The sequence below is a fragment of the Idiomarina sp. OT37-5b genome, from assembly GCF_002968395.1.
In the GTDB taxonomy this organism is placed as follows: domain Bacteria; phylum Pseudomonadota; class Gammaproteobacteria; order Enterobacterales; family Alteromonadaceae; genus Idiomarina; species Idiomarina aquatica.
The window spans coordinates 1,307,962-1,331,649 of sequence record NZ_CP027188.1; the positions used below are offsets into that span (position 1 = coordinate 1,307,962).

The following is a 23,688-nucleotide window of genomic DNA, read 5'->3' on the forward strand; positions in this document are numbered from 1 at the left end:
AACTATTCCGTTATAAAAAATTGACCTAAAGCAACAATGAAAATAACAAATACAATATCCAGCCGTTGGTCAAGCCGACTGTCTTTCGTTTTAGCTTCCGCAGCTGCGGCCGTGGGCCTTGGTAACATTTGGAAGTTCCCTTACGTTATGGGTGAGAACGGCGGGGGCGCCTTTGTCCTTGTCTATCTGCTCTGCATTGCGTTTATTGGTTTACCGATCATGATGGCCGAAGTGGTCATCGGTCGGCGTGGCCGTCACTCACCGGGCTATGCCGCCAAGGCGGTGGCCGAAGAGTCCGAAAGAAGCTCAGGCTGGCAAGTGGCCGGCTGGCTGGGCATGCTAACCGGTTACCTGGTGCTCAGTTTTTATGCCGTGATTGCCGGCTGGGGCCTGGCCTACGTGGTAAAAGCCGCGCAGGGCGCCTTTACCGGTGCCAGTCCTGACCAGATTGCCGCCAGTTTTGGTGATTTACTGGCATCGCCCGGGCAGTTAACGCTGTGGCATACGCTGATTATTGCCGCTACCGTCATTGTGGTTGGTAACGGTGTTAATAAAGGCCTGGAGCGCTCCGTACGGTTCCTGTTGCCGGCGATGATCCTGCTGTTGGTGGGTATTGCCATCTACTCCGGTGTTATCGGTGATTTTTGGCAAGCGTTCCACTTTATGTTCGATCCGGATTTTAGCAAGTTGTCGGTCAACGGCGTCATGATCGCCTTGGGACATTCTTTCTTTACGCTGGGTCTGGCTTCCGGTGTGGTGATCATGTACGGCGCCTACTTGCCCAAAGAAACCTCCATTGTGCAAACCAGTATTTGGATTGCGGTGTTGGATACCTTTGTCGCGTTGTTAGCCGGGCTGGCCATCTTCCCGTTGGTGTTTGGTTTCGGCCTAACTCCCAGCGAGGGGCCGGGACTTATTTTTACCACGTTACCGATTGCCTTCAGTGAAATGCCGGCCGGTGCCGCGATTGGTACGGTGTTTTTCGTGATGCTGGTGATTGCGGCCTTTACCTCGGCGATCGCGATGATTGAGTCGTCGGTGGCGTTTGTGTCCGAGAAGTTTAACCTTGGCCGCTGGGCGGCGACGCTGGTTAGTGGGGCGGTGTTGTGGCTGTTGGGTCAGTTAACCGTGCACTCGTTCGCCGGTGCCGGCTGGACGAAGCTGGATCTGTCCTTCTTTGGTAAGCAACTGGGCAGTATTTTTGATCTGATCGACGCACTGACGTCCAGCCTGTTGTTACCTCTTGGCGGACTATTGCTGGCGATATTGGCCGGCTGGGTCATGCAACGACAATATTCTGAAGATGAACTGGATAGTACCAAAGGCCTTTACGATATTTGGCTGTTGTGCCTGAAATATGTCGCGCCAATTGCTATTATCATCATCTTTTTGCAGTTAATCGGTGTAATTAAACTTTAGGTTGCTCATAAAATGACACAAACAACAAAACAACCGTCGTTGCTACAGGCGTTGATCCCGCTGTTAGCACTGATTGTGATGCTCGCTTCGTCGGTCTACTTTTTTGGCGAAGATTCCTCCTACGGCCCCAACCAGATCGCGCTTTGGGTCGCATCGGGTATTGCCATTCTGGTCGGCTTTCGTAATGGCTTTAGCTGGGCGCAAATCGAAGAGGGCATCACCGAGGGGATTTCCGTTGCGCTGGGAGCGATGCTGATCATCCTTGCGGTTGGTTCTCTGATTGGTACCTGGTTACTCTCCGGTACGGTGCCGACATTGATTTATTTTGGCCTGGAGCTGCTTAACCCGAGCCTGTTTTACGCCGCCAGCTGCATCATTTGTGGCGTTGTTGCACTGTCCATTGGCAGTTCCTGGACGACCGCCGCCACCATCGGTGTGGCCTTGATGGGTGTCGCTTCCGGGATGGGGCTGGAGCCGGCGATTGCGGCCGGCGCGATTGTCTCCGGTGCGTATTTTGGTGACAAAATGTCACCGTTATCGGACACCACTAACCTGGCGCCGGCCGTCAGTGGTACGGACTTGTTCTCGCACATCCGCTACATGGGCTATACCGCCGGTCCGGCGTTCATTATTTCAGTGATTATTTTCCTGTTCCTGGGCTTAAACGCTGAGACCAATGTCAGTCTGGCGCGCCTTGAGCAAATGCAACAGCAACTGGTCGGTACCTTTAATATCGGCTGGGAAATGTTGGTACCGTTATTGGTGTTGCTGTATCTTGCCGCAACGCGTAAGCCGGCGTTACCAACGGTGTTTTTCGGGGCCTTGTTAGGCGGTCTCTGGGCGCTGATCTTCCAGCCTGATATCGTTGAGCAGATGGCAGGGGATGACAGCCTGCTGGCCGGCATTAAAGTGGTGTGGCTGGCAATGTCCGACGGCACCACCGTCAGTACCGGTAGCACCAACCTCGACTCGCTGTTGAGTGGTGGCGGTATGGTCAGTATGCTGAACACCTTATGGTTGATCCTCAGTGCCATGACGTTTGGCGCGATCATGGAAAAACTGGGCCTGCTGAAACGCTTTATTCAGGGCATGCTGAAGTCGGCGAAGACCGTCGGCTCGTTGATTACCGGCACCATTTTTACCTGTTTTGGCGCCAACGTCCTGACGGCCGATCAGTACATGGCGATTGTCCTGCCGGGACGGATGTTTAAAGAAGAATACGCGCGTCGCAACCTTGATCCGCGGGTGCTGTCTCGTACGTTAGAAGACAGTGGTACCATCACGTCGGCGCTGATCCCATGGAATACCTGTGGTGCTTATATGTTCAGCGTGTTGGCGGTCAGCCCGTTTGAATACGGCATCTATGCGTTCTTTAACTATCTGACGCCGCTGATTGCCATTTTGTTCGCCTATACCGGCTGGACCATTTTGTACCTGAAACCCGGCAGCGACGCACAAACACAAACGCAGTAAATAGTGGAAGGTTATGTCACAGAAAACAGCGAAGTATCGTAAAGATTATCAGGCACCTGCATTCACCATCGAACAGGTCGACCTGACCTTTGAGCTGGACCCGCAGCAAACCCGTGTTACCAACACCATGGTGGTGACACGGCAGGGGACTCATGACGAGCCGCTGGTGCTTGACGGTGAAGCGCTGACGTTAATTTCTTTGACGCTGGACGGCGATCCGGTGAGCGCCGACGACTATTCGGTGACCGATCAGCAATTAACCCTGAACACGGATAAGTCGCGGTTTACCTTGACCGTCGTTAACGACATTAACCCAAGCGAAAATAAAGCGTTGGAAGGTCTGTACCTGGCACAGAATACCTACTGCACTCAATGCGAAGCGGAAGGCTTTCGGCGCATTACCTATTACCTTGACCGGCCGGATGTGCTGGCAAAATTCACCACCACCGTTATTGCCGATAAGCAGCAATACCCGTTCCTGTTATCAAACGGTAATTTGATCAAACGCGACCAACAGGGCGATAAACACATCGCGGTGTGGCAGGATCCTTTCCCTAAACCGAGCTATTTGTTTGCCTTGGTAGCGGGTGATTTCGATGTACTGCGCGATACCTTCACGACTTGTGAAGGCCGCACCGTTGAGCTGGAATTGTTTGTCGATAAGGGTAACCTTGATCGCGCCGAGCATGCCATGACCTCGTTAAAGAATGCCATGCGCTGGGATGAACAGCGTTTTGGTCTGGTCTACGACCTGGATATCTACATGATCGTGGCGGTTGATTTCTTCAACATGGGCGCGATGGAAAACAAAGGCCTGAACGTCTTTAACGCGAAATATGTGCTGGCAAATCCGGCAACGGCAACCGACCAGGATTTTCTGAATGTGGAATCGGTGATCGGTCATGAATATTTTCATAACTGGACCGGCAACCGCATTACCTGCCGCGACTGGTTCCAACTGAGCCTGAAAGAAGGTCTGACGGTTTTCCGTGACCAGGAATTCAGCTCTGATCTGGGATCTCGGGCGGTCAACCGTATTCAGGACGTCAAAGTGATCCGGTCGCATCAATTTACCGAAGATGCCGGGCCGATGGCGCACCCGATCCGTCCGGATAAAGTGCTGGAAATGAATAACTTTTACACCGTCACTGTGTACAACAAGGGTGCGGAAGTGATTCGTATGATCCACAGCTTGCTTGGCGAAGCGGGCTTCCAGAAGGGCATGAAGCTGTACGTTGAGCGTCACGACGGTCAGGCGGTTACCTGTGAAGATTTTGTCACGGCGATGGAAGACGCCAACGGCGTTGATTTTACCCAGTTCCGCAATTGGTACGCGCAGGCGGGCACACCGCAGGTAAAAGCGGATGTGGCTTACGACCGCGCCAAACAGCAGGTGCGACTGACGCTGCGCCAACACACACCGGCGACCCCCGGACAGGATCACAAAGACCCGTTTCATATTCCGGTCAAAGTGTCGGCACTGGCTCCGTCAGGCGCCGTGATTGAATTGTCCGAGTCGTTACTGGAACTGACGGAAAAAGAGCAGACCTTCGTACTCAACGGCGATTTTGCCAATAAATTAGCGGCCGATGAACAGCCGGTGCTGTCGTTATTTGATGACTTTTCCGCACCGGTTAAAGTCGAACGTGACATCCGTCAACAGGACCTGCTGGTACTGATGGCGCACGCGCCCGATCCGGTCAGCCGCTGGGATGCGTCACAGCAATTGTTTGCGTCGTTAATCCATCGAGCCATTGCTGCGCAGACGACAGTGAAGCTGGACGATGATACGGTCGCAGCCTGCGGTGCGTTGTTGCAGTCAGACTCGGATCCGGCGTTGATTGCGCTGGCGTTGACGTTGCCTAATGCAGCGACGCTTGCCGACAGTTATGACGAAATTCCGGTTGAGCAACTGCGGCATAACCTGCAACAACTGAAACGCCAATTGGCCGCAGCGCTGGCTGAGCCGATGCAAGCCCGCTATGACGAACTGACTGAGCAACTGCGCAGTCATTCTTACCAATTAGAAGGCCGTGATATCGCGATGCGCCAGTTGCGCAACACCTTGCTGCTGTATCTTGCCGAAGTGAATACCGAGGCAGACTGGTTTGTTGAACAATATCAGCTGACCGACAACATGACCGATACGCTGGCGGTGTTACAGGCAACGGCCTGGACTCAACACCCGGCGGCAGAGGATTTGCTGCAACGCTTCGACCAGCGTTGGCAGGGTGAAAAACTGGTGATGGATAAATGGTTCCAGACCCAGGCGCTGGCCGACCATGAGCGTACCGTTGAGCGTGTGCAACAACTGATGCAACACAGCGACTTCAGTATCGATAACCCGAACCGGGTGTACTCGTTACTGGCGGCGTTTACCCAGAATCTGGCGCAGTTCCATCGTGCCGATGGCGCCGGTTACCGACTGGTGGGTGAGGTCATCGAACGGCTTAACAACAGCAACCCGCAAGTGGCTTCGCGGTTACTCAGTGCCTTTATGTCATGGAAACGTTATGACCCGGCACGACAGGCATTGATGAAGCAACAACTGGAACAATTGCAGGCGTTGCCGAAGCTCGCCAGTGACTTGCAAGAAAAAGTAGAAAATAGTCTTTCTGCATAACTATTTAGCCGTTTAATCAGTAACACTCTGGCGTCACCGAAAAAATGAATACAGCGTACGAATTTTCGCTCGCAATGAGCTACCAGGAATTCACCGAAATCTATTACGGCGGTGGCGCTCAACAATTAGTTGTTACCTCTACAAACGGCACCCGTGTTGCTATTCCGGCCGGTCGTATGGTGCCTTTTGTCGACTCTCGCGGCGTCCGTGGACTGTTTCGGTTGACCGTTGATCAGAACCATAAATTCGTCGCGCTGGAGCGCTTGCGCTGAGCGAATTCTCATAATTATGTTGTTTAACGTCATAACCTGCAGTGACTGCTGGTCTAAAGAGTGAACTATTCGGCGAAATAGCGTTGAAAGCCCGCGGTAAATGTTCGACAATAACATCCATCATAGATTATCGGGCCGTGGGTCGCTGTTCGGCTTACCTACGACGTTTCACTAATAAAGCTCAAGGACACTGCAATTATGTCGTTGGTCGATGGTCAAACTCCAGTTTTACTGGAGAAAGTTTTTGATCTAATCAAGAACAAAGTCCCTTCTTCTCAGTCTCAACTGGTACAGGAGTTTACTAAACGTCTGTATCGCAACATTGCCTCTGATGACCTCAGTCACCGAAACGACAGCGATATGTATGGCGCTGTGTTAGGTTTATGGCATAGCTTTAACGAATACAAACCCGGTGATAAGGCACTGATCAAAGTGTATAACCCTGACGTTCCAAACGACGGCTGGGAATCACCGCACACCATCATCGAGATCATCCAGAGCGACATGCCGTTTATGGTCGACTCGGTACGGATGGCCTTGCAACGTATGGGCATCACCACGCACCTGCTGTTGCACATGCCAATCAGCCATAACCGTGATGACAACAACCAGGTCACCGAGATGCTGAAGCCGGGTACTCGTGGTGAGAACCATGTGGACACGGTGTTCTTAATCGAAATCGACCGTCAAACCAGCAAAGATGAAATCAAGGCGATTCGCAAAGAACTGATTTCGGTGATGGAAGAAATCAGCCTGGCGGTCAGCGACTGGCAGCCAATGCGCGAACGCCTGAAAGACGTTTCAAACGAAGTGTTGGATGAACGTTACCCGGGTAGCAAGCAACACAAAAAAGAGATCCAGCGTTTCTTGAGTTGGCTGGCAGACGATAATTTTACCCTGATTGGTTATCGTGCGTATGACCTGCAGCCGATTAAGGGTGACCACGAGCTGAAACAAGTCTCCGGCAGCTCATTGGGACTTATGCGCAATTCCATCAGCGATAAAGGCCGGTTGATTTCAACTCTGCCGGAAGATGGCCGCGAAATCAGTCATGATGACCGTATTTTGCTGTTGACCAAGACCAATTCTAAGTCGCGCGTACACCGTCCGGCGTATTTCGACTATATCGGCATCAAACGCTTTAACGATGACGGCGAAGTGATTGGTGAAGAACGTTTCATCGGTCTGTACTCAGCGCATTTCTATAACGACAGTGCCCGTGATATTCCGTTGGTGAGTGAGAAGATCAAACGGGTGCTCGACAGTTCTGGTTTTGCACCGCAGTCACACGCGGCGAAAGCACTGCTGAATATTCTTGAGACCTACCCACGCGACGAAATTGTGCAGGCGGACGAAAACGACCTGCTGGAAGTTGGCTTGGGCGTGCTGCAAATGCAGGAACGTGATATGACGCGGGTATTTGTCCGTCGTGACATCTTTGGCCGTTTTGTATCGGTAATGGTGTATGTTCCGAAAGAGCGTTACAACACCATTTTACGCCAACGCACCCAGCAGATCCTGCAGCGTACCCTCAACACCGACTACGATGTTGACTTTACTACCTATTTTTCAGAGAGCTCGCTTGCTCGCACGCATTACACCGTTCGCTTACGCGAAGAACAACAGGACGTGAATGTGAAAGAATTGGAACAGAATCTTATTGAAGCCGCCCGTACCTGGGAAGATAACTTTGAACGTATCGTTCAGTCGTCGTTTGGCGAAGCTAAAGCCACACAGTTATTGAAGCGTTACGGTAGCGCTTTCCCACGCGCCTATAAAGAAGAAGTGCTGCCGTCGGTTGCGATCTCTGACCTGAAACAACTCGAGTCGCTGGATGACGAGCATAAGCTGGGTATGGTGCTGTACCGTGCGCAGGAGGAAAAAGACGACAGCGTTCATTTGCGTCTGAAGTTGTTCCATAAAGATCAGCCAATCCATTTGTCGGACGTATTGCCGATGCTGGAAAACTTCGGCCTGCGAGTTATCGGTGAAAGCCCGTACCCGATCAAAACCGCCGATGGCGTAACTTACTGGGTACTGGACTTCCAGATGATCCACACCGGTGGTCCGTTGGAGCTGGAAGTTACCCGCGAGCTGTTCCAGGATGCCTTTGCGAAAGTCTGGAAGGGCGAGCTGGAAGACGACGGCTTTAACCGCTTAGTGTTGGGTGCCGGCATGACCGGTCGTCAGGTGACCATTTTACGGATGTTCGCGAAGTACATGCGTCAAATCGGTACTACCTTCAGCCAAAACTACATCGAAAGCACCTTCAGCAAGTATCCGTTACTGGCTAAGCTGGTGGTGAAAATGTTCTTTACCCGCTTCCAGCCGGGCACCAAAGATGCCAAGAAGAAACTGGAATCGCTGCATACCCGCATCAACAGCGAGTTGGATAATGTGGCCAACCTTGACGATGACCGTATCATCCGTCGCTATGTGGAATTAATTGATGCGGCGTTACGCACCAACTTCTTCCAGCAGGATGCGGAAGGTAACGACAAGCCTTACATCTCGGTTAAGTTCCTGCCGGAACTGGTGCCGGAAATGCCGTTGCCATTGCCGAAGTTCGAAATTTTTGTGTATTCACCGCGCGTTGAAGGTGTTCACCTGCGTGGCGGTAAAGTTGCCCGTGGTGGCCTGCGTTGGTCTGACCGCCGGGAAGACTTCCGTACCGAAATTCTTGGCCTGGTCAAAGCACAGCAGGTTAAGAACACCGTGATTGTTCCGGTTGGCGCGAAAGGCGGCTTTATCTGTAAAGCACTGCCGGAAGACCGTGAAGGCATGATTGCGGAAGGTCAGGCGTGTTACAAGACCTTTATCCGTGCGTTGCTGGATATTACCGACAACATCGTCGAAGGCGAAATCGTTGCGCCGGAAAATGTGGTCCGTCATGACGAAGATGACCCGTACCTGGTGGTTGCGGCCGATAAAGGTACTGCGACCTTCTCGGATATCGCCAACGGCATTTCAGCGGAATACAATTTCTGGCTGGGTGATGCGTTCGCGTCTGGTGGTTCGGTTGGTTACGACCATAAGAAAATGGGCATCACCGCCCGCGGTGCCTGGGAGTCGGTAAAACGCCACTTCCGTGAGATGGGCATCGACTGTCAAACCACCGACTTTACCTGCGTGGCCATCGGTGACATGGGCGGCGACGTATTTGGTAACGGTATGTTGTTGTCAAAACACATCCGGTTGCAGGCGGCGTTTAACCATCTGCACATCTTTATTGACCCGAACCCGGATGCTGCCAGCTCCTGGAAGGAGCGCGAACGCCTGTTTAAGATGCCGCGTTCAAGCTGGGAAGACTACAATAAAGAGCTGATTTCGAAAGGCGGCGGTATTTTCAACCGCAGCGCCAAGGCCATTGAACTGAGCCCTGAAATGAAGCAAATGCTTGGTTCACAGAAGAAATCGATGACCCCGAATGAGCTGATCAAAGCCTGTCTGACCATGAAGGTCGACCTGATTTGGAATGGTGGTATCGGTACTTATGTGAAGGGCAAACAGGAAACCGATTCGGATGTCGGCGACCGCGCCAATGACGCGTTGCGTGTTAACGGCTCTGAGCTCAATGCCAAAGTTGTGGGCGAGGGCGGTAACCTTGGCTTTACCCAATTAGGCCGGATTGAGTTCGCACAGAAGGGCGGCCGCATCAATACCGACTTCGTTGATAACGTGGGTGGTGTTGACTGCTCGGATAACGAGGTCAACATTAAGATCCTGCTGAATGGTTTGGTCAACAGCGGCGACTTAACCAAGAAGCAGCGTGACCAATTACTTTATGACATGACCGAAGAAGTGGCTGAAATTGTACTGGATGACTGTAACCGTCAGACTCAGTCGATTTCGGTTACCGCTCTGCGTGGCGCGGATCAGATCAAAGAGCTGCAGCGCTTTATTCATGAGCTGGAGCGTCAGGGTTCGTTGAACCGTTCGCTGGAGTTTTTACCCAGTGACGATGAACTGGCAGAACGTCAGGCGGCCAACAAAGGCTTAACGCGTCCGGAGCTGTCGGTAATCACCGCGTACGGCAAGATGGTCTTGAAAGAACAGTTAATCACGGACGAGATCACAGAAGATCCTTATCACTCGCGTGAACTGTTCGATTCGTTCCCGAAACCATTGCGTGAACGCTTTGCCGAGGCAATGGAGTCGCACCCACTGAAAGGTCAGATCATCGCCACCAAACTGGCGAACAATATCGTTAACGATATGGGACCAAACTTCGTGCTGCGTAAGCAGGAAGCAACCGGTGCAACGGTTGCTGAAATTGCCACCGCTTACGTGGTCGCGCGCGAGTGCTTCCGGGTCGAAGAACTGTGGGAGCAGATCGAAGCGCTGAACAACAAGGTGCCGGCCGAATCTCAGAACGAGATTTTATTCCAGCTGCGCCGTATGGTTCGTCGCGCCACGCGCTGGTTCCTGCGCCACCGCAATCCATCGTTGCACAGCATTCAGGAACACTTAGCGTTCTACATGCCGGCGTTTGATGACTTGCGTGAAAATTGCCTGAACTACATGACCGACGACGAAGCCAATGTGCTGCGTGAAACCGCCAGCAAATACGAAGAGCTTGGTTATCCGGCCAAGATCGCGAAGCAAGTTGCTTGTCTGAGCACGGTCTTCTCGGCCATGGACGTGGCGGAGATTGCCCATGACACCGAGCAAGCCTTTGATACGGTAGGTCGCTTGTACTTCTTCCTGGGTGCGAAGTTGAATCTGCACTGGTTCCTGAACCAAATCAACGCGCAGCCGGTGGCCAACCATTGGCAGGCACTGGCTCGGGCGGCGTTCCGCGAAGAGCTGGACTGGCAGCAGCGTTCATTGACGCTGGTGGTGTTGAAATCGACCTCACAGGACAGTGCACCGGAAGCTCGTTTACAAGAGTGGATGGAGCAGAACGAAGTGCTGTTGCAACGCTGGCAGAGCATGCTGTCAGATTTCCGTACCACGAAGAGCCATGAGTTCGCTAAGTTCTCAGTGGCACTGCGGGAACTGATGCTGTTAAGTCATAACTGCGCGCCTAAGGTGATCGGATAGTGTATTCGGTCATCAGAAGCTGGTTATTTAAGCAAGACGCAGAGCGCTCGCACGATTTAATTCTGGGCGCGCTGCGGCGCTTTAGCCGTACTCCGTTGTCGCTGTTCTGGCGGCAACGGTTGCCGTCGAAACCGGTCACGGTAATGGGGCTAACCTTTGATAATCCGGTCGGGCTTGCCGCTGGCTTAGACAAGAATGCGCGTTGTATCCATGCCTTTAGCCAAATGGGCTTTGGCTTTATCGAAGTGGGGACGGTAACACCGCGACCACAGCCCGGTAATCCGAAACCTCGTTTGTTCCGGCTGACGGCGGATGAAGCCATCATCAACCGCATGGGCTTTAACAACGACGGTGTTGAAGCGCTGGTCGAGCAGGTACAGGCCGCGCGCGCTAAGGGTTTTAACGGTGTGCTTGGCATCAATATCGGTAAAAACAAAACCACCGAAGAAGCGGACGCGCTGGACGACTATCTGCAGTGTCTGGACAAGGTGTATGCACTGGCGGACTATGTCACCATCAACATTTCCTCACCAAACACACCGGGACTGCGTAACTTCCAGCACGGCGATGCACTGAATTCGCTGTTGGCAGGACTCAAGCAGCGCCAGTCTGAATTGTCGGAAGTTCACGGGAACTATGTTCCTATCGTGGTGAAGATCGCACCGGATCTGAGTGACGAAGAGGTCATCACCATGGCCGAAGCGTTTAATCAGCAAGGCATTGACGGTGTGATAGCAACCAATACCACGCTTTCGCGGGATGGTTTACAGGATCAGAAACTCGCTCAGGAAGCGGGCGGTTTGAGTGGTCCTCCGGTAAAATCAGCCAGTACCCGGGTGATTAAGTTACTGCGTCAACATCTACGCGATGAACTGCCAATCATTGGTGTCGGCGGTATTGATTCGGCCGCTGCGGCAAAAGAGAAGCTGGCAGCCGGTGCGAACCTGGTGCAGGTTTATACCGGGTTTATCTATCACGGACCGAAGCTGGTTAAAGAGATTGTTGAACAGTTGTGAGCGCGTATTACAATTAACACTTGTAAGCGCGCCGCGCTTTTAGTATTTTATCTGACCAATTCTAACTCTAACAATAATTAACAAAGGATTGATTTTGCGAGATTCAGCGCAGTGGTTCTGGTGTTATAACCCGGAACAAAAACAGTTGGCAATCGACACCGGCGACGGTGAGCCGCTGGTGCTGCCGTATAAACCGCAACAACTGGTTAATATCGGTTTTTCGCAACAGGGCTTTGACGTTGAAGACGCCAATGCCTATCAACAGGTGTTAGAGTTTCTGCAGTCCTATCATCAGGACGCTTTACCGGTAGAACCCCACAAAGCGGCATTGTGTGCCTTGGGTTTTTGTCGTTTTGGCTGTCCGCAAATGCCACAAAGCTGGCACTTCCAAAAATCTGATCTGGAACAGTGGCCACAACAACGACAGTTGTGTGAGCTAAACTCAGGCTTTGATCAAGGCTTGTTTTTAATTCTCGAGATGGATGACGAGTTTGCCAGCTGTATGCTGTTGAGTAAGCGCATGCAGGTATCGGCGATTAAAACCTTGCGCCAGTTTCAGGTGATGAAAGTGCTGAATAACCGCTTATTGCCTGCCACCATCGATCTTGCCACCGCGGCACAAAAGCAGTGGAATACCAAACTGGCATAAGTGACACGAGCCGGTTTATAGTTCACAGACGCTAAGTATTCAAGAAGCAACGGTTTTGTGATTAAAAGGTCAATTTGAATGTTTAACAGGAAGTCTTCTTTGAAGGTCTCGGAAGTGGTTGCGGGGGCAGGATTTGAACCTACGACCTTCGGGTTATGAGCCCGACGAGCTACCAGACTGCTCCACCCCGCGTCCGAGTGAGATGCATACTAAGGGCGTTTGAGCCTTTACGCAAGTATTATTTCACGATTATGACGCGTTTGCTTAAATAGCAAACAAATCGTCTACTTCCTCAACAAAGGTGGATGAATACAGACACCACCGCCGCCATTCTGTATAATCACAAGCGATTTATTCCTAAGAAAAGAGATTAGCTAATTTTGATGCAAACCTATTTTATTGCGTGTGCCAAAGGCATAGAACCACTGTTGTTTGACGAGTTACAGAGGCTCGGCATTGAGGACGTAAAACAAACCATGGCCGGTTGTCAGATAACAGCATCGCTGCAACAGGCGTACACTGTGGCGCTCTGGTCGCGGTTAGCAAGCCGCGTGCTGTTGCAACTGGGCAAAGCCGAGGTCACAACGGCTGCCGATATTCAGGCCGTGATAACGCAATATGACTGGCAGCAAGTCATGACGTCCTCAGCCACGCTGGTGGTCGACTTTAACGGTCACAGTGATGAAATCCGCCACAGTCAGTTTGGTGCGCAGGTGGTGAAGGACGGCATCGTCGATTACTTTAAAGCGCGCGGACTGGGTCGTCCTAACGTTGATAAACAGCACCCGGATATTCGCATTGCAGCACGGTTGCACAAAGGCGAACTGGTGTGGTCACTGGATTTTAGTGGTGACAGCCTGCATCGACGCGGTTACCGTCAGCAGCAGGGGGAGGCACCGTTGCGTGAAAACCTCGCGGCTGCTGTGCTGTACCGTGCTGGTATTAGCGAGCAATTGCAGCAGCCGACGTTCAATTTTTATGACCCGTTTTGTGGTTCCGGTACCTTAGTGATCGAAGCGGCGCTGATGGCGTTGGATTGTGCTCCGGGACTGGGCCGCGCTCATTGGGGCTTTCTGCACTGGCAGGGGCATCAGCCATCGCTCTGGCACGAATTGTTGGAGCAGGCAGAACAACGCTTTAAACAAGCTCGGGCGAGTTTTACCGGGGTCATCAAAGGCACTGACAGTAACCCGCGGTTGATTGATGCCGCGCGCGGTAATGCCAAGCGAGCGCTGCTCAATCAGATCGTCGAGTTTGAAGCCTGCGATGCGCTGGACGCAGAGGCTCCCGCAGAGGCCGGGTTACTGGTGACCAATCCACCGTATGGTGAACGGTTGGGTGAAGAAGTCGAAACGCTGCTGTTATATCGTCGTTTCGGACGCCAGTTAAAAGCCCATTTTAGCGGCTGGCAGGTGGGCATTTTAGCCGGTGACGAAAGCCTCTTGAAGCGTCTTAAACTGCGCAGCAGTAAAAAATATAAATTACTTAATGGTGCTTTGGATGTCACTTTAGCCAACTATGACTTAACCAAAGAGCAACCAGAATTTACCGAAAATCAGGGTAACGACATTGCCAACCGGCTTAAAAAGAACCACCAGAAGCTGAGTAAATGGGCGGCCAAAGAGGGCGTTGAAGGCTGGCGTTTGTACGATGCTGACTTACCCGATTATAACGCCGCAATTGACGTGTACGGAGACTACCTGGTGGTGCAGGAATACGCACCACCAAAGACCATTCCGGAAGGCGTCGCCCGCGACCGACTTTGGCACTTACTGGAAACCATCAGTGATGTGCTGCCGTTTGCTGAAGAAAACATCATTTTAAAGGTGCGCCAACGTCAGGCTGGCAGTCAGCAGTACCAAAAGCGTAATGAACGCAGTGAAAGCGTGACCCTGTCGATACGCGAGTATCAGGCCTTGTTCGAAGTGAACCTGACGGACTACCTGGATACCGGGCTGTTTCTTGATCACCGTCTGGTGCGCAAAGAGTTGTTTGATAAGTGTCAGGGGCTGGATGTGCTGAACCTGTTTGCTTACACCTGCTCAGCATCGGTGCAGGCGGCGTTAGGCGGCGCTAATCGAGTGGTGTCGGTGGATATGTCGAAAACCTATCTGCAGTGGGGTAAGCGCAACTTTGACCTGAACGGTCTGCGCGGCCGACAGCATCAGTTTATTCAGGCCGATTGCTTTAACTGGTTGCGGGACAACCGCGACATCGAGCCGTTTGATGTGATTTTTCTGGATCCGCCGACCTTTAGTAACTCAAAACGAATGGAAGGTACACTGGACATTCAGCGCGATCATGTCGGTTTAATTAAGACCGCAGCGCGGCTGTTAACCGAAGACGGTGTTATCCTGTTTTCCAATAATCGCCGCAAGTTTGTCATCGACGAGGCTGGCCTGGAAAAGGCTGGCTTCAGCGTCAACGACCAGACACAGGCGTCGATTCCGGAAGACTTTAAGCGCCATAAAGGCATTCATCATTACTTTATTATTTCGCGTATTTAACCGCTTATGTATTACCTACTGACAAAGTCACATTGTCCGTTGTGCACTCAGGCCCTGCAATTATTGTATGGGCTGGATATTGACGAACCACTGGAGTTAACAGTGGTGGATATCGAATCGGATGCGGATCTGCAACAGGAATATGGCTGGCTGGTGCCAGTTCTTAAAGACCAACAGGATAATGAGTTGCGCTGGCCGTTTGATCAGCAGCAACTGCTGGAGTTTATCAATTTATGAATTTATTACGGGTTCAGGACGCACAGCTAGCGTTCGGCGCCGACGCGATATTGGATCACGTTAATTTTGTACTGGAGCCGGGTGAGCGGGTGTGTCTGGTAGGACGCAACGGCGCTGGCAAATCAACCTTATTAAAAGTGATCGACCAACAAGTGGCACTGGACGATGGTCAGGTGCAATACGTTGGCGATACGGTAGTCACCCGATTGCCTCAGGACCCGCCGGCACAGTCGCCGCAGCGGGTCTATGACTATGTAGCCGAAGCGCTGGCGGAAAGCGGCCGCTTGTTGGCCCGTTATCACGAGCTGTCACAGCAAATGGGTGCCAATACCTCGGATGCGTTGCTGAACGAAATGGACGTCTTGCAGGCGAAGATTGATGCGCTTAACGGCTGGCAAATGGAAACCCGCATCGAGCAGGTTCTGACCAAACTCTCGCTACCGGCGGATACCTCGATGGCCGAGCTTTCCGGCGGTTGGTTACGACGCGTGGCATTGGCGCGGGCGCTGGTGGTTGATCCGGATGTGTTGCTGCTGGACGAGCCGACCAACCACCTTGATATCGATATGGTGCGCTGGCTGGAAGAGCAAATTAAAGACTTTAAGGGGGCGGTGTTATTCATCAGTCACGACCGTGCCTTCATCCGCCATCTGGCAACCCGTATTATCGATCTTGATCGCGGCCAGCTGCACAGCTACCCGGGCGATTATGACCGTTATTTGCAGAAAAAACAGGAGCTGCTGGAGGTTGAAGCGGCGCAAAATGCCGAGTTCGACAAAAAGCTCGCGGCCGAGGAAGTCTGGATCCGGCAGGGCATTAAAGCCCGCCGTACCCGTAATGAAGGACGGGTGCGGGCGTTACAGGATTTGCGTAAGCAACGTCAGCAACGACGCGAATTGCAAGGCCAGGCAAACTTGCGGGTTAACGAAGCAGGGCGCTCGGGTAAGCGGGTGTTCGAAGGCGAGGGCATGAACCTGAGCTTTGCTGAGAAATGCGTGATTAACAACCTAGACCTGCTGTTGCAGCGCGGTGACAAAGTCGCCTTTGTTGGCCCGAACGGCTGCGGCAAAAGTACGCTGATAAAAGTCATTTTGGGAGAGCAGACGGTCGACAGCGGTAACGTTAAGTTAGGCACCAACCTCGAGGTGGCGTATTTCGATCAGCACCGCTCGCAGTTGGATCCGAACAAGTCAGTGATGGACAACGTTGGTGACGGTAAACAGGACATCGTGTTCCAGGGCCGGCCACGGCATATTTTAAGTTACCTGCAGGACTTTCTGTTTTCACCGAAGCAGGCGCGGACGCCGGTTTCGGCGTTGTCCGGCGGCGAGCGTAACCGGGCCTTACTGGCCAAGATTATGCTGAAACCCAGCAACCTGCTGGTATTGGACGAACCGACCAACGATCTGGACATTGAAACCCTCGAATTGCTTGAGCAGATCATCGCCGAGTACCAGGGCACAGTATTGTTGGTCAGTCACGACCGTGAATTCGTTGACAATACAGCCACCTCCGTGTTGCTGTTTGAAGGTAGCGGTAAGATCACTGAAATCATTGGTGGTTTCACCGAGCTGGAACATTATCTTGCGGCGCAATCGACAACAAAATCGACCGCGGAAGGAACCAAACCGACCCCAAAACAGTCACAAAGCACAAGTTTGGCTGATAAGGGTTCTGCAAAACGTCAGAAAAAGTTATCCTACAAACTGCAACGAGAGCTGGACGGTTTGCCGGCGGCGATCGAAGAAAAAGAACAACAGCTAGAACACGTTCAACAACAACTGAATGATCCGGAGTTCTTTAATCAGCCCATCGAGGTGACAGAGCCTGTGATGCAACAAGCAGCCGAGTTAGAAGAAACCATCATGGCTTTGCTTGAGCGCTGGGAAGAGCTTGAAAACTTATCAAAACAGAGTAGTTAGTTAATGATGAAACAATTTGCACTTAAAGGGTTAAGCGCAGCAATTTTGGCGTCGATGAGTATGGCCGCGCAGGCCGACTTATTCCAGATTGAAGAGCTTCCGACTGCGGAAAATTATCGCGGCAGCTTTCCAAAGGCAATGAACGAGCAGGGCTTTGTGGTGGGTATTTCGCGGTTTCCGACCGCAGTCGATATCGATCTCAGTCAGGTTTCAGCCTCAGTGCTGGCGAACGCAGGCATTACCGATATCGATGAGGTGGATACCTTAACGCCGGAACAATATGAGTACATCATTAACAACGTTGCGGTGAATGCCAACAATAACCTGCAACAAATTCAAATCGGTTTAAACGCCGCCTATCTTTATGATGGAGTTACTCAAACGGTGCCGTTACTTGGTGATACGCAGGACCTGAGCACCGACAGCTTTTTGTATGACATCAATAGCAGCAATGCGGCGGTAGGCAGTAGCACCGGATCATTCTCACCGACCGAATACACCTTCACCGATTCTGAAGGCGAGGAAGTGACCTTAACGTTTTACCTGCGCGACTTTATCAGTCGTGGTGTTTGGCTGCGTGATGGCCAACGCAGCATTATCGAGCCGCCAGAAACGGCGGAACTCGGTGGTGAAAGCGCGATTATGGACGTTAACGACTCAGGTCTGGCGGCCGGTTATGCCAGCGTCGCGCTCAGCCCTTTTGCTGAAGAGCGAATTGCTTCTTGTACCCCAGAGGATCCGGACACGGTCGTAACCCGTCCGACCAAGGCCTGTGCACACGGGATTTGGCTGGAACTCTACAATCAGCGCGCAAACAACATTGCCCCGTCATTTTATTCAAACAGCAATTATGCCGCGCGCCGCTCAATTTACGACATTCGTGGTTACCTCTGGCAGTTGGATAACAACGGTGAAGTGATCAGTGCCACCGAACTGGGTACCTTACAGGAGCGCGACGAAGAAGATCAGCGCGACTTCTCCAGTTACGCACTGGCCGTTAATAACAACGGCATCGCGGTAGGACAAAGCTGGACTTATCACCCTGAGCGCGGCGCCATCCGTATGCCGGCTATTTTTGAAAACAGCGAAGCCTTGCCGGTTACCGAAAGTGCTGACTATTTCTGGGGTGCGGCAACGGACATCAATGACAGCAATAAAGCCATCGGTTATCTGGTTGAAAACCGCGCCGGTAATCTGCGCAACACGGCCTTTGTCTACGATCTGGAAGCGACTGACGATGAACCGTTGACGTTATTGCCCGGCTTTTTCTCCGGCTCGTCAACCGTACCGAATGCCATTAATGAAAACGGCATCGTTGTCGGCACCGGTGAAATCGAAGCGACCTTATCAACCGTGCGCCGTCGGGTTGGCTTTTGGTATGACACAACGGCAGAAAACCCTGAGTTCATTAACCTGAACGACGCGGTGTCCTGTGACAGCCAGTACTTTATCGTTGAAGCCAATGATGTAACCGACTCAGGTGAGGTGCTGGCAACGGCACTGAAGACCGAAGAGTACGTCGACGGCGACGGTGAAACGCAAACGCGCGAAGTGGCGGTAGCGATCAAACTCAACCCAATTGACGGTGAGTTGAATAACTGTCGTGAAGAGGAAAATAAGATTGAGCGTAGTGGCGCGGCCTTTGGTAGTGGCTCATTGGGTGTGCTCGCATTGTTGGGCTCGCTTATAACCTTTAGCCGCCGTAAGACGGCTCAAAAGATCAAAAAATCATAATAAAATCATCATAAAAAAGTAACACAGTTTCAACTCTTTATCGTTTTTCAAGTTGGCTGTGTTACTTTTTTCGATTGAACTCTCCGCCAATCAGACTATCAATAGTAATGAGGGCAACAAAAACGCTCTCCGATAATCTTAAAATAATCTGTGAACAACAGGCGAAGGGGTAGTTCTATGAAAAGACAAAAGCGTGATCGCTTTGAAAGAGCCCACACTCAAGGCTATAAAGCCGGATTATCTGGACGTTCGAAAGATAACTGTCCGTATCAAACCCAAGATGACATTCGCTCCCAGTGGCTAGGAGGATGGCGTGATGCAATGGAGGCACGAAATACCGGCTTGTTCCGCTGATTTGTCACATATCATATTAGCTAGCTAATGAATAAAAAAACGCCGGCAACCCAACAGGGTTCCGGCGTTTTCTCGTAAGGCGTCGATTAAAACGTGGTGGTGTCCGTAAACAATCCGACTTTCAAATCTTTCGCTGTGTAAATAGGGCGGCCATCAACCTCAACACGGCCATTGCCGACGCCCATAAACAATTTGCGCTTGATAACACGGGTCATGTCAATGTAATAGCTGACCTTTTTGTGCTCCGGTAAGATTTGTCCGGTAAATTTAACTTCACCAACACCCAGTGCACGACCGCGGCCAGGACCACCGGACCAACCCAGGTAAAAACCGACCAACTGCCACATCGCGTCCAGTCCGAGACAGCCAGGCATCACCGGGTCGCCTTTAAAATGGCAATCGAAGAACCACAAATCTGGATTGATATCGAGCTCGGCGTGAATAAAACCTTTACCAAACTCGCCACCATCGGCGGTGATATTAACGATGCGGTCCATCATTAACATGTTAGGAGCGGGCAGACGACTGTTGCCTTCGCCAAAGAGTTTACCTTCGCTGCAATCAATTAAGTCTTGACGCGAAAAACTGGATTGATTCATAACAACCTTTTTGGTTAGTGAGTACGAAATTGACTGCAGGGAGTTTAGCGTACAGCTGTACGCCAAACAACTCCGATTAGTCAAACAATCGCTTCCACCAAGGCTTTCTTTGCTGCTCGTCAGGATCGTGAATGTGTCCGCGCACGCGGTCAAACAATTCGTTTTTACTGACCCCGGTTAACAGCTCCAGTGCTTCTTCGACGTGTTCAACGGTGTGAACGGAGAATTTGCCGTGCTCAACCGCTTCGATGATTTCCGGTGCCAGGTTGAGCTGCGCCTGGTTTGAGGCCGGAATGATCACACCATGCTCACCGGTTAAACCGCGTTCCTTGCAGAGTGCGAAATAGCCTTCGATTTTTTCGTTAACTGCACCAATGGCTTGCACGTTACCGAACTGATCCATCGCGCCGGTAATCGCCAGCGATTGCGTCAACGGGGTTTCGGCTAGTGCTGAAATTAAGCAACACAGTTCCGCCATGGAGGCGCTGTCGCCGTCCACCTCAAAATAGGACTGCTCAAACACCACCGTTGCGGATACCGACATGGGTTCATGGCGGGCAAACTGATGGGCGAGGTAGGCGCTTAGGATCATCACCCCTTTGGTGTGGATGTTGCCAGACATCTCAGACTTACGTTCGATGTCGATGATGTCGCCGTCGCCGTAATGAATGGTGGCGGTAATGCGTGACGGTTCGCCGAACTCAGTACCGCCGACGGTAATCACGGTAAGGCCGTTTACCTGGCCAACCACTTCGCCGTCGGTATCAATTCGTACTTGTTTTTCGATGATGCTACGGCGGCTCATTTCGGCCAGTTGACCTTCACGAGTGCGCTGACGTTCCAGCACCTGTTCGATGGAGTGCTCGTCGATTTGCGTTTTAGCATTTTGCGCAGCGATGTCGTTGGCTTCACGCAGCAGTTGTAACAGATAGATGGTGTCGAGGCTCAACTCCTGCTGAAATTCGGTACGCCGGGCACTGGCTCGTAGTACCGCGGCATAGCCGGAGTCGGCCAGCGGTAACACATCGGCTTGCTGCCAGACAAATTGCAGGTAACGGAAGTAATCCGTAACTGGTTCGCGATATAACGGAAAATCACGGTGAAAATCCGCTAAAAATGGAAACAGATGGTCAAAATCCTCGTCGTAATCCCGCAACTGACCGTACTCATTACGGTTGCCAAGCAGCACAATTTTAATATCGATAGGTACCGGCTGAGGCCGATAAAAATAAGCCGTACCGCTGTCTGGTGACGGTTGTGGCCACTCAAACACACCGCTCAACAGAATGTTTTTTAAGCGTCGCCACAATTCCAGATTTTCCAGCAACTGATGAACTTCCAGCGCCAACACGCCGCCATTGGCCTGATGAATTAAGCCGGCTTCGATAAGGTGCAGATCGGAACGCACGGTGCCTTCTATCGACTGTGCACCGATTTGCCCAAACAAACGGGTTTCTGTCACCCGATCACACAAATAAAACGGAGCAGGGTGCTGATGTCCAACAATCACGGAGGCCAGTTGATCACTACCGAAATCGTCTGCGGTTTTATCGGCAATACGTTGCATGTAATCGCGCAGTTTCGGCGTATCAAACTGACTGATGATTTTCGCATGTAACGCCTCGCGTTCAGCAACCTCGGTTTGAATGTACTGCAGAATCGCCTGCATCACTTCAGCCGCGCTACCGGACGGAACATTCACACATAACGGCCGTAACGCATCCGCCGGATCGGCCAGATACAACCAGTCATACCAACGGCTGTGTTGCCACTGATGGTCGTGGAAATATTCGTCCAGTACGTACTGCTTTTGTAATCCCGCAGGGATAACCGCAAACACGTTGGCGTAACAGCCACGCTGACGCATCGATTGTGTGAGCGCATCCAGTGCGCGTTGTTGGCCGACTAATAAACGTTCTTCACATTCAGCCGGTCGTTGTTGTAGCCATACCTCAGTGTCTGGGCGCAGCGCCTGCGGCGATAGTTGCATATTGGTTTGGTTCCTAAAATCGATAGTCCATAAATCACTATAGGTCGCATTCTACCAGAAATCGGCAGAACACCGACCAAATCCTTCTAAAACCTAATTGCGTATAATGTATATTATGTTAAATACGAGGTATAAATGATTATTGAGAGCTGTTAGCACTCACAATTTAAAACGCGCGCTGTGCAACTTCCGGGAGTTTTTCGGCCAGAAAATCAATCAATACGCGTACGGCCGGCTTTAATCCGCGTCGGTGTGGATACGTCATGTGCATGATGCCGATCGGTAATTGCCACTCAGGTAATAGCTGTTGTAACTGACCTTCCGCCACCGCTTGTTGGCACAGATAATTGGGTAACGCGACAATACCCTGCGCCTGAATAGCGGCTTCTCGTAATAAAATCATGTCGTCGCTGATGAGTTTGGGTTGAAACGACAACTGTCGAGTTGCACCGTCTGCATGCGTCAGTTCGTAGCGGTAACGTCCACTGGTGTAATGCAGGCTCAGTTGTGGATGCTGAAGCAAGTCATCGGGTGTCTCTACCGATGCTGCCGCCAACAGGCGCGGTGCCGCAAATAAGGTTGATGGCGCATGGCTCAATGGTCGCGCAATCAGTGACGAATCTTCGATCTGTGGCCTTACCCGCAACGCCAGATCCACGTTTTCATCCAGTAAATTAACGGGACGATTGGTCACCATCAGGTTCAGTTGAATTTCCGGGTACAGGGTCATGAATTGCGGCAACACCTGTACCAGCAGACTTTGACTGATCGCATAAGGGGCACTGACGTTGACCCGGCCACGGGGCTTTTCCAGTAAGCGTTGGGTGACCTGCTGTGCAGACTCCGCGGCATCCACCAGCGCCTCGCAGTGCACCAAAAACGCTTCACCGACATCGGTTAGCCGTAACCCCTGCCGACCGCGGTTAACCAGCCGTACGCCCTGCTCCTCCTCGAGCTGTGTCAGCCGTCGGCTGATGGTTGATTTTGGCAACTCCAGTTCACGAGAGGCTTCATTGATGCTGCCTGCACGTACGGTTTTGGCAAACAGGTAGTAATTGGCGATATCCGGCAGTGACATAATGATAGACGTTCTAAATATGGAACATAGGTTCCCATAATAGCTACTTTTTATTGTTTACGGAACAAATATACTGACAACGTCTATCAATTTCGGAGGTTTACCATGAAGGTTTTACACTTAGATTCCGGTATTTTTATTGAACAGTCGGTCAGCCGTCAGCTGAGCAAGGACATCGTCGCCAAATTAACGCAACAAGGCGATGACGTCGAAGTAACCTATCGCGATTTAGTCAGTAACCCGGTACCTCATTTGCAGGCCGAAGAATTGCAGGCAGAAGATAAGCCACTGATCAACGAACTGGTGGCAGAACTGCAGGCCGCGGACGTCGTGGTGATTGGTGCTCCGATGTACAATTTTACCATTCCAACTCAACTGAAAGCATGGCTGGACCGCGTGTTGCAGGCCGGCATGACGTTCCGTTATACCGAGAACGGTCCTGAAGGTTTATTAACCGGTAAAAAGGTGTACCTGGCGTCAGGACGCGGCGGTGTTTATTCGCAAGGTGAAGCGGCAGCGCTGGATCACCAAGAAGCGTATCTGAAAACAGCTCTGGGCTTTATCGGCATTACCGACGTAGAAGTGGTTCGCGCCGAAGGCTTGAACATGGGTGACGAAGCCCGTGCTCAGGGTCTCTCACAAGCGCAGGCACAAATCGCGGAACTTGCATAACACCCCCCGTAGACGCGCCGTTGGTTATAGTTAAGCGAATAACAGAATAAACCAACGGCGCAATGATTGCGTAAGAATCACTCAGTTAGTCCTTAACCGA

The 23,688-nt window shown here is 51.7% G+C and carries 16 protein-coding genes and 1 tRNA gene; 13 read left to right on the plus strand and 4 right to left on the minus strand.

Annotated features, from left to right (window positions below; translation table 11 throughout):
* Window positions 1–36 precede the first annotated feature (36 nt).
* The 7 genes from C5610_RS06125 to C5610_RS06155 all read left to right on the plus strand — a co-directional run bounded on the left by C5610_RS06125 (window position 37) and on the right by C5610_RS06155 (window position 12,495).
* Complete coding sequence (locus C5610_RS06125; protein WP_105306397.1) at window positions 37–1,419, plus strand: sodium-dependent transporter; 1,383 nt, start codon at window positions 37–39, stop codon at window positions 1,417–1,419.
* Between the two features lie 12 nt (window positions 1,420–1,431).
* Entirely contained in the window at window positions 1,432–2,892 is a 1,461-nt protein-coding gene (gene nhaC, locus C5610_RS06130) for a Na+/H+ antiporter NhaC (protein WP_105306398.1), read from the plus strand.
* A 13-nt stretch (window positions 2,893–2,905) separates the two neighbouring features.
* Complete coding sequence (gene pepN / locus C5610_RS06135; protein ID WP_105306399.1) at window positions 2,906–5,515, plus strand: aminopeptidase N; 2,610 nt, start codon at window positions 2,906–2,908, stop codon at window positions 5,513–5,515.
* A 44-nt stretch (window positions 5,516–5,559) separates the two neighbouring features.
* Complete coding sequence (locus C5610_RS06140) at window positions 5,560–5,787, plus strand: DUF2835 family protein (RefSeq protein WP_105306400.1); 228 nt, start codon at window positions 5,560–5,562, stop codon at window positions 5,785–5,787.
* 198 nt (window positions 5,788–5,985) lie between these two features.
* A complete protein-coding gene (locus C5610_RS06145) occupies window positions 5,986–10,830 on the plus strand; it encodes an NAD-glutamate dehydrogenase (RefSeq protein WP_105306401.1) in 4,845 nt (1,614 codons plus the stop codon).
* Complete coding sequence (gene pyrD, locus C5610_RS06150; RefSeq protein WP_187346282.1) at window positions 10,830–11,846, plus strand: quinone-dependent dihydroorotate dehydrogenase; 1,017 nt, start codon at window positions 10,830–10,832, stop codon at window positions 11,844–11,846. The genes C5610_RS06145 and pyrD overlap by 1 nt, the downstream gene beginning before the upstream one ends.
* Window positions 11,847–11,940: 94 nt before the next feature.
* Window positions 11,941–12,495: a cell division protein ZapC domain-containing protein gene (locus tag C5610_RS06155; RefSeq protein ID WP_105307722.1), complete on the plus strand. Its 555-nt coding sequence runs from the start codon at window positions 11,941–11,943 to the stop codon at window positions 12,493–12,495.
* A gap of 115 nt (window positions 12,496–12,610) precedes the next feature.
* On the opposite strand, the gene C5610_RS06160 is transcribed toward C5610_RS06155, so the two are convergent.
* Window positions 12,611–12,687: transfer RNA gene (locus C5610_RS06160), tRNA-Met, on the minus strand.
* A gap of 191 nt (window positions 12,688–12,878) precedes the next feature.
* On the opposite strand from C5610_RS06160, the gene rlmKL reads away from it, so the two are divergent.
* The 5 genes from rlmKL to rmf all read left to right on the plus strand — a co-directional run bounded on the left by rlmKL (window position 12,879) and on the right by rmf (window position 19,249).
* Window positions 12,879–15,002 (plus strand): bifunctional 23S rRNA (guanine(2069)-N(7))-methyltransferase RlmK/23S rRNA (guanine(2445)-N(2))-methyltransferase RlmL, encoded by a 2,124-nt coding sequence (gene rlmKL, locus C5610_RS06165; RefSeq protein ID WP_105306403.1) that lies wholly within the window; start codon window positions 12,879–12,881, stop codon window positions 15,000–15,002.
* Between the two features lie 6 nt (window positions 15,003–15,008).
* On the plus strand, window positions 15,009–15,239 hold the full coding sequence (locus tag C5610_RS06170; RefSeq protein ID WP_105306404.1) for a glutaredoxin family protein: 231 nt from the start codon (window positions 15,009–15,011) through the stop codon (window positions 15,237–15,239).
* Window positions 15,236–17,161 (plus strand): ABC transporter ATP-binding protein, encoded by a 1,926-nt coding sequence (locus C5610_RS06175; RefSeq protein ID WP_105306405.1) that lies wholly within the window; start codon window positions 15,236–15,238, stop codon window positions 17,159–17,161. The genes C5610_RS06170 and C5610_RS06175 overlap by 4 nt, the downstream gene beginning before the upstream one ends.
* Before the next feature lie 3 nt (window positions 17,162–17,164).
* Window positions 17,165–18,895, plus strand: a complete 1,731-nt coding sequence (locus tag C5610_RS06180; protein ID WP_241970600.1) for a DUF3466 family protein — start codon at window positions 17,165–17,167, stop codon at window positions 18,893–18,895.
* 177 nt (window positions 18,896–19,072) lie between these two features.
* Window positions 19,073–19,249, plus strand: coding sequence for a ribosome modulation factor (gene rmf, locus C5610_RS06185; RefSeq protein ID WP_105306406.1), 177 nt, complete (start codon window positions 19,073–19,075; stop codon window positions 19,247–19,249).
* Window positions 19,250–19,335: 86 nt separating this feature from the next.
* Here the strand turns inward: rmf and fabA are convergent, their stop codons facing one another.
* The 3 genes from fabA to C5610_RS06200 form a co-directional block, all read right to left on the minus strand.
* Window positions 19,336–19,848, minus strand: coding sequence for a bifunctional 3-hydroxydecanoyl-ACP dehydratase/trans-2-decenoyl-ACP isomerase (gene fabA, locus C5610_RS06190; RefSeq protein WP_105306407.1), 513 nt, complete (start codon window positions 19,846–19,848; stop codon window positions 19,336–19,338).
* Between the two features lie 76 nt (window positions 19,849–19,924).
* Window positions 19,925–21,838 carry a Lon protease family protein gene (locus C5610_RS06195; RefSeq protein ID WP_105306408.1) on the minus strand — a complete coding sequence of 638 codons (1,914 nt, stop codon included), beginning with the start codon at window positions 21,836–21,838 and terminating at the stop codon, window positions 19,925–19,927.
* A gap of 166 nt (window positions 21,839–22,004) precedes the next feature.
* Window positions 22,005–22,916, minus strand: a complete 912-nt coding sequence (locus tag C5610_RS06200; RefSeq protein ID WP_105306409.1) for a LysR substrate-binding domain-containing protein — start codon at window positions 22,914–22,916, stop codon at window positions 22,005–22,007.
* A 105-nt stretch (window positions 22,917–23,021) separates the two neighbouring features.
* Here C5610_RS06200 and C5610_RS06205 point away from each other — a divergent pair, with 105 nt between their 5' ends.
* Window positions 23,022–23,588, plus strand: coding sequence for an FMN-dependent NADH-azoreductase (locus C5610_RS06205; RefSeq protein WP_105306410.1), 567 nt, complete (start codon window positions 23,022–23,024; stop codon window positions 23,586–23,588).
* The last annotated feature ends 100 nt before the right edge of the window (window positions 23,589–23,688 follow it).

Bases quoted from the DNA above. Each gene is read 5' to 3' on its own strand.
- C5610_RS06125 (WP_105306397.1), top strand. From the start codon at position 37: ATGAAAATAACAAATACAATATCCAGCCGTTGGTCAAGCCGACTGTCT.
- pepN (WP_105306399.1), top strand. From the start codon at position 2,906: ATGTCACAGAAAACAGCGAAGTATCGTAAAGATTATCAGGCACCTGCA.
- C5610_RS06200 (WP_105306409.1), bottom strand. From the start codon at position 22,916: ATGTCACTGCCGGATATCGCCAATTACTACCTGTTTGCCAAAACCGTA.
- C5610_RS06145 (WP_105306401.1), top strand. From the start codon at position 5,986: ATGTCGTTGGTCGATGGTCAAACTCCAGTTTTACTGGAGAAAGTTTTT.
- C5610_RS06175 (WP_105306405.1), top strand. From the start codon at position 15,236: ATGAATTTATTACGGGTTCAGGACGCACAGCTAGCGTTCGGCGCCGAC.
- fabA (WP_105306407.1), bottom strand. From the start codon at position 19,848: ATGAATCAATCCAGTTTTTCGCGTCAAGACTTAATTGATTGCAGCGAA.
- C5610_RS06170 (WP_105306404.1), top strand. From the start codon at position 15,009: ATGTATTACCTACTGACAAAGTCACATTGTCCGTTGTGCACTCAGGCC.
- C5610_RS06195 (WP_105306408.1), bottom strand. From the start codon at position 21,838: ATGCAACTATCGCCGCAGGCGCTGCGCCCAGACACTGAGGTATGGCTA.
- C5610_RS06180 (WP_241970600.1), top strand. From the start codon at position 17,165: ATGATGAAACAATTTGCACTTAAAGGGTTAAGCGCAGCAATTTTGGCG.
- rmf (WP_105306406.1), top strand. From the start codon at position 19,073: ATGAAAAGACAAAAGCGTGATCGCTTTGAAAGAGCCCACACTCAAGGC.
- C5610_RS06205 (WP_105306410.1), top strand. From the start codon at position 23,022: ATGAAGGTTTTACACTTAGATTCCGGTATTTTTATTGAACAGTCGGTC.
- C5610_RS06140 (WP_105306400.1), top strand. From the start codon at position 5,560: ATGAATACAGCGTACGAATTTTCGCTCGCAATGAGCTACCAGGAATTC.
- rlmKL (WP_105306403.1), top strand. From the start codon at position 12,879: ATGCAAACCTATTTTATTGCGTGTGCCAAAGGCATAGAACCACTGTTG.
- nhaC (WP_105306398.1), top strand. From the start codon at position 1,432: ATGACACAAACAACAAAACAACCGTCGTTGCTACAGGCGTTGATCCCG.